Source organism: Terriglobus sp. YAF25, assembly GCF_052113305.1.
In the GTDB taxonomy this organism is placed as follows: domain Bacteria; phylum Acidobacteriota; class Terriglobia; order Terriglobales; family Acidobacteriaceae; genus Terriglobus.
The window spans coordinates 1-11,065 of sequence record NZ_JBFRCY010000090.1 but is presented as its reverse complement, the minus strand read 5'-3'; the positions used below and the strand labels follow the sequence as shown (position 1 = coordinate 11,065).

Sequence of the window (11,065 nt, the reverse complement as noted above, 5' to 3'; positions counted from 1 at the left end):
GATGGACTGCAGCCCCTGCAACGCCTCACGTGCACCTGAGATCTGCGTGAAGGCGACACGCACCGTCTGTCCGCTCAGTGGCCGCCAGTCAATCGCTGCTTCTGCTCCGGTCAGTCGTACACCTKTCAGGTTCGCTGCACGCCACTTCTCAGAGGCATTGGCGCGTACATAGTCGATCGCATTGGTCTGTCGCGAATGGAAGCCTGTCACCGAAGCCGAGAACCTGTGCCCCTGATACCAGTCCAGCCCTCCATCGAAGCTCCAGGCCGACTCCGGCTTCAGCGCCGCATTTCCCACCGTTGTTGGATCGTTGTAGTACAAGTCTGTGTATGTTGGCAGCCGGTATCCACGGCCGACGGATGCTCTTGCCTTCAGATTCTGCCCCATCCAGAGACTTCCGGCGACCGATGGCACCAGCACGGCGTTGCCGCCGCTGAAGACTTCCTCACGCAATCCCACGGAGAGGGTTCCCTTCCCTCGTCCACGGACTTCCAGATCCAGATAACCTGCACCGCGATTGCGTCCATGACGCCCGAGGTTGGTGCTGTCGATCTGGTCGGTATTTGTTTCCAGCCCGTAGAAGACCTTCGCAGGCTTCCACGGCAAGGCGTCTTGACGACGCACAACACCCTGCCAACTTGTATCGATGTGTTGGTTCTTGTAGCCCAGCGGATTGCTCCGGGTCAGGAGAAAGATATCCGTGTGACGCCGGAATGCCACCGCTGCCTGAGTCTTTGGATCGATCTGCTGGCTCAGACCGGCAAACCATCCCTTCGTCCGCTCCCATGAGGTGTAGTTTCCGTAGAACCCGTTGGCGCCGAAGGCGCGATCGCTGCCTGCCAGCAGCACATCGGAGYCACCCAGCGGCGAGTGAAAGCGTGTCTCTGAACTCGCCTCCTCGGAGCGATAGTCACGGTCCGGCATAAACCCGGACGAAAAGTCGCGACCGGCTGCAAAAACCTGGCTCAGGGCCCCTTTGCCCCACGAGGCAAGCGCCGATTGTTCCTGGCCTCCGAAGCTCCCTCCACCTGCCTGCAGCCGTAACCGCAGTCCATCCTGCGCCGGTGCGGTAACAAAATTCACGACACCGCTGACAGCATCGGAGCCATAGAGCGTCGATCCCGCACCATGCAGTACATGTGCTGTTGCGAGGGCTGCCATGGGCACGGGAAGGTCCAGGTTGAAGTGCGAGGTTTCGGCATCGTTGATGCGCATACCGTTCAACAGCACCAACGTCTGCTCGTAGGAGCTTCCACGGATCGATAGATCCGCCTGCACTCCCGCGCCTCCGCGCTGCTGGATGTCCACCGCAGGGTCGCCGCGCAGCACATCATTGTTGTCGCTCAGTGCCAGACGCCGGTCTTCGATCCCCAGCACCCGGGTCGACCTTGCCGAGTCTTCTTCGGCCAGGGCATCCGGAGCACCCACCACAACAACGGTCGTTCTTACTTCGGGCGTATCCTGTGACTTCTGCGCCCAGGTCCATCCACTCACGCCGATCAGGCACGCAAGCAATACCAGAGTTTTCATGCACTTCTAGAATCTCATCTTCGGATCGCATCTTCCGGACTTGCGGAGTAGCAGATCGGCTCCTACCCTAGGAACACTATGTCTTCTGCAACCGTTCTTGCTCCCGTTGCCGCCAAAACCTTCGAAGAAAAGCTCGACGCCCTTGCACTGGTCACTGTCCGTGTCGGCCTTAACCTTCGCGCCGGACAGGAACTGGTCATCACCGCTCCCATGGAAGCTCTCCCCTTTGTTCGCCGCATTACGGAACACGCTTACAAAGCCGGAGCCACACTGGTGACCACTCTCTTCAATGATGATGAGCTCACACTGGCGCGGTACCAGTACGCCCCCGATGAAAGTTTCGATAAAACGGCGGTCTGGCTCTCTGAAGGCATTACCAATGCCTACCGTTCCGGTGCTGCTCGCCTCGGCATTACGGGCGCGAATCCCTCACTGCTTGCCGGACAGGACCCAGGCAAGGTCTCCCGCGCCAACGTCGCCGCCAGCAAAGCCGCCAAGCCGGCGATGGAGATCATCACCCGTCACGAGATCAACTGGACCATCGTCGCCTGCGCAACCCCGGCCTGGGCAAAGCTCGTCTTCCCAGACCTTTCAGAGGAAGAAGCCGTAGCGAAGCTATGGGATGCAATCTTCGCGGCCTCGCGTAGCGATCAGCCTGATCCAGTCGCGGCCTGGGAGGCGCACGGTGGCCGCCTGAAGGAACGTGTGGATTTCCTGAACAACAAACGCTACTACGCGCTTCGGTTCCACTCGAACGACGGCCTCACCGATGTGACTGTCGGCCTGGCGGATAACCATCTGTGGGCAGGCGGCGGGACAACCGCCGGCAACGGCGTCTACTGCCAGCCCAATATCCCGACGGAAGAGTGCTTCACGACGCCGCATAAAGATCGTGTGAACGGCCGCGTGAGGGCCTCAAAACCGCTCTCCCATCAGGGAACGTTGATCGAGAATATCTCGGTTCACTTTGAAAACGGCCGCATCGTCGACGCCTCCGCCTCCGCAGGAGAAGAAGCTCTGAAGAAGCTGATCTCCACCGATGAGGGCGCGGCACGGCTTGGTGAGGTAGCGCTGGTTCCGCATCATTCCCCGATTGCAGAGAGTGGCCTGCTGTTCTGGAACACTCTCTTCGACGAGAACGCGGCCAGCCACATTGCACTGGGACAGGCTTACTCCACCTGCCTCATCGGTGGAGAGAAGATGAGCGAAGAGGAGCTGACAAAACTCGGCGCCAACAGCTCACTCATCCACGTGGACTGGATGATCGGCAACGCCAATATGAATGTCGACGGCGTATATGCCGATGGTTCCAGTGAGCCACTGATGCGCAACGGAAACTGGGCTTAGGATCAGTCCACGCGGTGTCCATGCCCTTTGGGGCATGGACACCGCGTTCGTGTGACACCGCTCAGCGATCGGCGTCCACTAAAATCCAGCGAACCTTCGCGACGCGCCGTCGTCCTTCCTGACAAGCACCCGTCCGCAACGGTAAACTAGCATTTGTTATGGACCTACAAGGCTGCGGGACAGCGCTGATTACGCCCTTCCGACCAGACAACACACTCGACGAACCTGCGATTAGCTCTCTGGTTCACTGGCAGATCGACTCCGGCATCAGTTTTCTGGTCGCCGCCGGCTCTACTGGAGAAGCTTCCACGCTCACCGAGTACGAGACGGTCCGCCTGATCGAGACGGTTGTTGGCTCCGCGGCAGGACGGGTACCCGTGCTGGCGGGATGTACCCACAACAATACGGCTGAAGCTGTTGCTCGGGTTGAAAAGCTTTCCCGCATTCCCGGCCTCTCCGGCATTCTGACGGCAAATCCTTACTACAACAAGCCTTCCCAGGAAGGCCAGTATCTTCACTTCAAGGCAATTGCCGATGCCTCAACCCTGCCCGTGATGCTCTATAACATTCCGGGCCGGACGGCAGCGAACCTTGAGCCGGCTACGGTACTTCGCCTGGCCGAGCACAGCAACATCCTCGGCATCAAGGAAAGCTCCGGTAATATTGCCCAGATCTCCGAGATTATTGCTACAGCTCCTCGCAACTTCCGTGTCTTTGCCGGTGATGATGGCATTGCCCTGCCGGCGATTGCTCAGGGTGCATCGGGACTCATCTCTGTTGGTTCCAACGTCATTCCGCACCATATGGCGCAGATGATCGATGCCGCACTGAACAACGACTGGTCGACAGCTCGCCGCATTCAGAGGCACTACAGCAAATTCCTCAACGCGCTTTACTGGGAACCGAATCCCTCACCGACAAAGGCGATTCTGACCCTGATGGGCAAAATTCACGGTGGCCTACGTCTGCCCATGACGGAGGTCTCACCTGTCACCCGCAGGAAACTCGATATTCTCATCGGGGAGCTTGGCCTATTGGTCGATGCCTTACCGACGGGAGAGGATCTGCGCGTTTTTTAAACCTGTAATGAACGACTTGCAGGGCATGGGTCTTTCATGTCCTGCAAATGGGAAAACTTCCACAGCTCAATCAGCGTCAGAGTATCGGGTCCCGTACACAGGGGACCGGCCGGGCAATTTACAGCCGATTCACTTTACGCACGTTTTACCTGAGTACGAGAAGTTGCTGTCATGAATTCGCAGTTCCCTCATTGCACCATCCTGCTCGTCGACGATGACTCTGATATCCGGTCGCTCTACAAAGCGTTCCTGCGACATGCGGGTTACGCAGTGTTGAGTTGCCATGATGCACATCGTGCGGCGGAAGTCTTTGCCAGCCGGCCGGACGTCGATCTTTTGCTGACCGACATTAACATGCCAGAGAGTTCAGGCGTGGAACTGGCCCAGACACTCACGGCCGCAAAGCCTGAGATGCCGGTCATCCTCATCAGCGGCGAAGATTTGGGCCAGAGCCGGACCGCGGAGATTATTTCCCGATCCTGGCGTTTCGTACAAAAACCTGTCAGCCTGCCTTATCTGCTGGATCTCATCCATACACTGCTGACTCCATCGAGTCGGCGTGGATACAAGCCGGGGTTACCCATTCCGGCCTAGAGCATTTGCTCTAGGGCTAACGCAATATCCCGATTGTGTGAAGCCAGGTCGTGACCAGCGAAGGCCACTTCACAATCGGCAGCCCGTTTGCACGTAATCCGTAACCGTGCCCGCCTTCGGCATATACGTGTAGCTCGGCTTTGACCTTGGCCTCCTTCAGGGCCTGGAAGTACACGAGCACGTTCTCTTCGTGCACTGGGTCGTCTTCCGCCTGTAGCAGAAAGGTGGGCGGTGTCTCCGAAGTCGGCTTAACACCTTCGTCGACCTGTTTCAGACTCGCATCGGTCAGGTACGCCGGATAGATCAGAACCGTAAAGTCGGGCCTGGCGCTCACAGACGCCTCGTCGGCAGGCTCACCGGCACGCTTGAAGTCAGCATGATTACTAAGCACCGCGGCAAGATGACCACCCGCCGAAAAGCCCAAGACACCTACCTGCGAGGGATTAATGCCCCACTCAGCCGCATGCATCCTTGTAAGGCGAACCGCCTTCTGTGCATCCTCCAGGTCGATCGTACTGGCGGGGTAATGCTCTTTCAGAGGGACGCGATATTTCACGAGAACACATGCGGCACCCTCCGCGTTAAGCCACTGGCAGACCTCGGTTCCTTCAAGATCCTGAGCAAGGATGCGGTAACCTCCTCCAGGAAAAACAACGATTGCTGCACCCGTGCGCTTTTCTTTTGGCGGCTGGTAGAGAGCCAACGTTGGCTGTTCGATATTGCTCAATTTCGAGACGGAATGGCCGCCAACCAGCTTGTCCGTTGGCTTCATGGTCTCCACTTCTGCTCCTGGAGCCCAGGGTTCGGGTGTTCCGTGGGGCCACAGCGGCAGAGTCACAACCTGCGCCGGTGCGGACAATGCGACGAAAAGAAGAGAAGAGGAGAGAACCAGGAAGGATCGCACGAACGCATTTTACGCTGTGAATGGAATTCGCCTGTGGGACAGCCATCACCTACACTGAAGACATACCGCCTTTCAAGGAGATAGCTTTTGAGCACTACCCTCGAGCAGAYCATTGAACATCACTTCGCCTCCGGAGCCGCAGCGATCGGTAATCCCGACGCTGAAAAGGCTTTCCTGGAGCTCCGCGGTCAGCTCGAAGCCGGTACGCTGCGCTCAGCCTCTCCCGATGCCGCCTCGTCCATCGGCTGGACAGTCAATGCATGGGTCAAACGCGGCATCCTGTTGGGTTTCCGTATCGGCCAGCTCGAAGATCAGTCCTGCGGCCGCCTGAGTTTTATCGATAAGGCCACCTATCCGGCACGCACCTTTACCCCCGAACAGGGCGTCCGGGTCGTACCCGGTGGTTCGTCGGTACGCAGCGGGGCCTATCTCGCCAAGGGCGTGGTGATGATGCCTCCCGCCTATGTGAACGTTGGCGCGTATGTGGATGAAGGCACGATGGTGGATTCGCACGCGCTGGTAGGCTCCTGCGCACAGGTCGGCAAGCGTGTCCACCTCTCAGCGGCGTGCCAGATCGGAGGCGTACTGGAACCCGTGAATGCTTCGCCTGTGATTATCGAAGATGACGTTCTGGTAGGTGGCAATACGGGTGTCTATGAGGGAACGATCGTCCGTTCAAAGGCGGTACTGGCCGCCGGTACCGTGTTGACGCGCGGAACGCCGGTCTATGACACGGTGCATGGAACGGTTCTGAAGGCGACGGCGGACCAACCGCTCATTATCCCGTCAGGCGCGGTTGTGGTCCCCGGCGCGCGCGCTGTCACTAAGGGAAAAGGAACAGAGTGGGGCCTTTCTGTCTACACCCCGGTCATTGTGAAGTACCGCGACGAGAAGACTGATCTCTCGACGGCACTGGAAGACTTGCTGCGTTAGAGCATTTTTCTGTAGGCGTAATGTAGGGTTTCCGCATCTATGGGCGTTTTCCGCAATGAAAACGCCGCTGCACTCACCTCCCGGGATACCCGGCAACAGGAAAAATGCTCTAGCATGAAGATTTGATGAGTCTCGACAAGCTGCAAATCATTCCGCTCGGCGGCCTTGGCGAATTTGGCATGAACTGCTGTGCCATTCGCTATGGCGACCACATTCTCGTTATCGATGCCGGACTTATGTTTCCGGACGAGGAACTCCTAGGTGTCGACATTGTCGTGCCCGATATCGGGTACCTGGTCGAGAACCGTGAGAAGGTCAAAGCCATTCTGCTCACACATGGTCACGAAGACCACATTGGCGGCCTTCCGTGGATTTTGACCGAACTGCGGGACGTCCCCGTCTACGGCACCGAGTTCACCCTCGCCTATGTCGAAGGCAAGCTGGAAGAGCACAAGCTGCTGGACGACACTGAGATGCTGGAAATGATTCCAGGCGAACAGTTTCAGGTCGGACCGTTCCGGATTCAGCCAATCCGGGTAACGCACTCCCTTGTGGACTGCGTTTCCCTGGCGATCCATACTCCGGTCGGGACAATCCTGCATACAGGAGACTTCAAAGTCGACCTGTCTTCGCCGGACGGCCATCCCTTCGACCTGCAGGCATTTGCCGAGCTGGGGCGGAACGGTGGTGTGCTCGCCCTCCTGCAGGATTCGACCAACGTCGACCGGCCCGGACACACCCCGAGCGAATTGGCGGTACGGCCACGGCTGGACGAAATCTTCGGACGGACGAAGAAGAGGCTCTTCTTCTCCTGCTTCTCCTCCTCGATCCACCGGCTGAAGCTGGCCTTCGAGCTGGCGGATAAACATGACCGCAAGGTCGCCGTCGTCGGACGGTCGCTGGACAACTCAACCGAGATTGCCACCGACCTTGGATATATCGATATACCGCCCGGCCTTTTGATCAATGGCGGTCAGATTAGAGACTATCCACCGGAGAAGGTCTGCGTCCTGATCTCCGGCACCCAGGGCGAGCCGATGTCGGCCCTTTCCCGTGCCGCGGTGGATAACCACAAGCACGCGCGGATTGAGCCCGGCGATACCGTTCTGCTCTCAAGCCGCATCATTCCCGGCAACGAAAAAGGGATCTTCCGCATGATCGATCACCTGGTCCGCCGGGATGCCAACGTGATCTTCGACGATGGCACCCAGGGAATCATCCATGTGAGCGGGCATGGCAGCCAGGAAGAGCTTCGCCTCATGATCAACCTGGTGAAGCCGAAGTACTTCATCCCTGTGCACGGTGACTATCGGCATCTGAAGCGCCACGCAGAGCTTGCCGCGTCGACCGGGATTCCGAAGCAGACCTTTCTGCTGGAAGACGGAGACGTCCTGGAGCTGACGCGCGACTCGGCCACCCGGAAGGACAAAGTACAGGCGGGCAGGATCCTCATCGACGACGGATCGACGGCAGATGTAGTGGACGATCTGGTGATCCGCGATCGCCGGCACCTTTCGGAGGCGGGTCTGCTGCTGCCGATCCTCGCCATCAACAAGCTGACCGGCCTGGTGGAAGGCGCGCCGGAGATCATTGCGCGCGGCTTTGCAGTGCCTGATCCGGCCATCCTGACCGAGGCGCGGCAGGTGATTGCGCGTACGCTGGATGCCTCCTCAAACGAGGAAAAAGGCGACTACGGCGTGATCAAGGAGAAGATCCGGACGGACCTGAAGCGCTACATCCAGAAGAATACGAGCCGGCGGCCACTGATCATGCCGGTAATTCTCGAGATTTAGAGATTCCAGAATGGTGCTCGCAGGGTAGCCAGCTAGGTTCCCCGGCTGCCGATTTCAGGCCCGGAAGCCGACCCGAAACGAGGACAATGAAAGGTACTTCCGCGCGCAAAGCGCGCGGAAGCGGTCCCCATTTGTTTCGAGGTGTCGATGAAGCCACTCCGTTTTGTTACAACGCCGACGCGTAATCGCCGCCTGAACGAGCTGATTGGCTTGGCTGTTCTGGTGGGGGGTGGGCTGCTGGCGCTGGCGCTGGTCAGTTATACGCCGACCGATCCCTCCTGGAACACCGTGGGGGGCTACGCCACGGGGCGTCCGGCACATAACTGGACTGGCATTGTCGGCGCCTTTATCAGCGACGCCACATTGCAGCTTCTCGGCATCGCGGCCTTCGCGGTTCCGCTCTCGCTCATGCGACTGGGTTACTGCTGGATGCGGTCGCGGCCTGCGGGGTCGCCTGTCGCCAAATTCGCAGGCCTGGCAATCTGGATCTTCTTCGGTCCGGCGATGTTCGCTCGGAAGAAGGCGCAGCCGCAGCCTCTGGGCGAGCGGGACAACGCCGATCCGGTCGAGACGGAAGCGTTACCGGCACCCTCTGTCTGGGCGAAAGTGCCGCGCACCATGGTCGATGCCCCAGCCGAGAGCGGAGACCCCGCGTTACCCGCAGCTTATGCCGCCGCGGCCGAGGAACGCCTTCACCAGGCGACTATCGAGGAGCCCACTCCTGAGTGGGCTCACCATCCGGYCCAGGCCGAGCCGGAGGCGCCGCGTAAGATCGTCAACTTCCCCGCCCCGGTTACTCCGGCCGCGCAGCAGCCCGAGACCGAGGAAAAAGGGATCTCTTTTGGCAAGCGTGCCGACGAGAAGCTGAAGACCGTTACCCTGACCGCCAAGAGCGTACATGGCTACAAGCTGCCGCCGTCGAGCCTGCTGCACCGCAGCGAGGAGCCGAGCATTGTGCGAGAAGAGGCTCTTCGCGAAGAGGCCCGCACGCTGGTCGAGAAGTGTGCTGAGTTCGATGTCCACGGTCAGGTCACCCAGATCAATCCCGGCCCAGTGGTGACGACCTTCGAGTTCCGCCCGGAAGCCGGCGTAAAGTATTCGCGCGTTACGGGCCTTGCCGATGACCTCTGTCTGGCGATGGCGGCCGAGAGCATCCTGATCGAACGCATGGCCGGCAAAAGCACAGTCGGCATCCAGGTGCCGAATAGCGAGCGCGAGACGATCTGGCTGCGCGATGTTGTCGAGAGCGAGCACTTCGCCAATACAAAGTCGCGGCTGGCGATTGCCATGGGCAAGGACATCAATGGCCGTATCGTCACGGCCGACCTGGCCTCCATGCCTCACGTCCTGATTGCCGGATCCACCGGTTCAGGTAAGTCAGTGGCGATCAACGCCATGATCATGAGCGTGCTCTTCAAGGCGACACCGGAACAGGTGCGCATGATCCTGGTCGATCCGAAGCGTGTGGAACTGGGAATGTACGAGGGCATTCCTCATCTCTTCACGCCGATCATCACCGAACCCAAGCTGGCCGCGAATGCACTTCGTAATGCGGTCCGCGAGATGGAACGCCGTTTGAAGCTGCTCGCCTCCAGGCATGTTCGCAATATCGACCAGTACAACAAGTTGTTTGAGAACGGCACGCCGTCAATGTTTGAAGACGATGAAGAGCAGCAGCCGCTGCCGTACATCATGATCATCATCGACGAGCTCGCTGACCTGATGATGCTGGATAAGGCCAACGTCGAAGAGGCGATTACCCGGCTGGCGCAGATGGCGCGCGCTGTTGGTATTCACCTGGTGCTGGCGACGCAACGTCCTTCGGTCGACGTAATCACCGGCCTGATCAAGGCAAACGTGCCTACGCGTATGAGCTTCCGTCTGGCTACCAAGGTGGACTCGCGTACGATCATCGATTCCAACGGCGCTGAGAGCCTGCTGGGAAGGGGCGACATGCTCTTTCTGCCACCGGGAACCTCGCGTCTGCAGCGGGTGCACGCTCCATTCGTGACCGAGAAGGAGATCGCCGCCGTTACCGACTTCTGGAAACAACAGGGTGAAGCCGAGTACGTCCAGGGCTTCCTGGAAGGTCCGAAGGACGACAAAGGCCGCGACCTCGATGCGATGGATGGCGACGATACGAACGATGAGCTCTTCGACGATGCCGTAAAACTGATCTTCGAGTTCGGTAAGGCATCGACGAGTCTGTTGCAGCGTCGTCTGCGTATCGGATACGGCCGAGCAGCGCATTTGATCGACATGATGGAGCGGGATGGTTTGGTAGGACCTGCTGAAGGATCCAAGCCACGGGAGATTCTCAAGAGCGCTGACTGGCTGCGTGAGTCAGATCCGGCAATGCGTTAATGCGTGACTTCCGWCTGAGGTAGTTTTTTCTTTCAGATAGATAGGGAACGGCGAGCCGTTCCCTATCTATTTTTTGGGGCAAACCTCTCCGGATCAGAGGCATCCCACGGTGATACATGGCGCCGGTGAAATTATTTGCCGGCGGAGATGCAGAAGTGGCTGGCAGGGGAGTAGGATTTTCGCGATTTCTCCTGCTTGTCGCCGGCGGTGGAGAATCGCACAGCAGCCGGCGGACCCTGCACCGGCCACAACGTCTCTAAACACACGGAGGATACCCATGGCAATGAGCGATGCTGAAAAACAGAGCCGCATGAACGACACATTGCGCGAAGTCATCCAAACTCTGATCGACGGACAGGAGGGCTTCCAGACGCTTGGTGAACACCTGAAGGATGACATGCTACGGCGTTACTTTCTGGCGGAAAGTCTTAAGCGGGCGCGCTTCCGGGCTGACCTCGAAAACGAATTGCATCGTGCCGGCTTCCACGATGTGAAAGAGAGTGGAACGATTGCAGGTACGA

9 protein-coding genes are annotated in these 11,065 nt (G+C 58.9%); 7 read left to right on the top strand and 2 right to left on the bottom strand.

All coding sequences use genetic code 11. From position 1 onward, the window contains the following. A partial coding sequence (locus AB4043_RS05485) for a TonB-dependent receptor plug domain-containing protein (RefSeq protein WP_442306635.1) occupies positions 1-1,530 on the bottom strand: 1,530 nt, incomplete at its 3' end. A 78-nt stretch (positions 1,531-1,608) separates the two neighbouring features. On the opposite strand from AB4043_RS05485, the gene AB4043_RS05480 reads away from it, so the two are divergent. The 3 genes from AB4043_RS05480 (at position 1,609) to AB4043_RS05470 (ending at position 4,550) form a co-directional block, all read left to right on the top strand. Next, on the top strand, positions 1,609-2,877 hold the full coding sequence (locus AB4043_RS05480; protein ID WP_442301151.1) for an aminopeptidase: 1,269 nt from the start codon (positions 1,609-1,611) through the stop codon (positions 2,875-2,877). 158 nt (positions 2,878-3,035) lie between these two features. Next, positions 3,036-3,956, top strand: a complete 921-nt coding sequence (dapA, locus tag AB4043_RS05475; protein ID WP_442301152.1) for a 4-hydroxy-tetrahydrodipicolinate synthase — start codon at positions 3,036-3,038, stop codon at positions 3,954-3,956. A gap of 171 nt (positions 3,957-4,127) precedes the next feature. Continuing rightward, positions 4,128-4,550, top strand: coding sequence for a response regulator (locus AB4043_RS05470; RefSeq protein WP_442301153.1), 423 nt, complete (start codon positions 4,128-4,130; stop codon positions 4,548-4,550). 16 nt (positions 4,551-4,566) lie between these two features. On the opposite strand, the gene AB4043_RS05465 is transcribed toward AB4043_RS05470, so the two are convergent. After that, positions 4,567-5,322 (bottom strand): alpha/beta hydrolase, encoded by a 756-nt coding sequence (locus tag AB4043_RS05465; protein WP_442306634.1) that lies wholly within the window; start codon positions 5,320-5,322, stop codon positions 4,567-4,569. 219 nt (positions 5,323-5,541) lie between these two features. Here AB4043_RS05465 and AB4043_RS05460 point away from each other — a divergent pair, with 219 nt between their 5' ends. The 4 genes from AB4043_RS05460 to AB4043_RS05445 form a co-directional block, all read left to right on the top strand. Next, positions 5,542-6,387: a 2,3,4,5-tetrahydropyridine-2,6-dicarboxylate N-succinyltransferase gene (locus AB4043_RS05460; protein WP_442306633.1), complete on the top strand. Its 846-nt coding sequence runs from the start codon at positions 5,542-5,544 to the stop codon at positions 6,385-6,387. 125 nt (positions 6,388-6,512) lie between these two features. Then, positions 6,513-8,180 carry a ribonuclease J gene (locus AB4043_RS05455; RefSeq protein WP_442301156.1) on the top strand — a complete coding sequence of 556 codons (1,668 nt, stop codon included), beginning with the start codon at positions 6,513-6,515 and terminating at the stop codon, positions 8,178-8,180. 147 nt (positions 8,181-8,327) lie between these two features. Continuing rightward, positions 8,328-10,544, top strand: a complete 2,217-nt coding sequence (locus tag AB4043_RS05450) for a DNA translocase FtsK (RefSeq protein ID WP_442306632.1) — start codon at positions 8,328-8,330, stop codon at positions 10,542-10,544. A 283-nt stretch (positions 10,545-10,827) separates the two neighbouring features. Beyond that, a partial coding sequence (locus AB4043_RS05445) for a DUF2383 domain-containing protein (protein WP_442306631.1) occupies positions 10,828-11,065 on the top strand: 238 nt, incomplete at its 3' end.

Coding starts and splice junctions, on each gene's coding strand:
- AB4043_RS05480 (WP_442301151.1), top strand. CDS start 1,609: ATGTCTTCTGCAACCGTTCTTGCTCCCGTTGCCGCCAAAACCTTCGAA.
- dapA (WP_442301152.1), top strand. CDS start 3,036: ATGGACCTACAAGGCTGCGGGACAGCGCTGATTACGCCCTTCCGACCA.
- AB4043_RS05470 (WP_442301153.1), top strand. CDS start 4,128: ATGAATTCGCAGTTCCCTCATTGCACCATCCTGCTCGTCGACGATGAC.
- AB4043_RS05465 (WP_442306634.1), bottom strand. CDS start 5,322: ATGAAGCCAACGGACAAGCTGGTTGGCGGCCATTCCGTCTCGAAATTG.
- AB4043_RS05455 (WP_442301156.1), top strand. CDS start 6,513: ATGAGTCTCGACAAGCTGCAAATCATTCCGCTCGGCGGCCTTGGCGAA.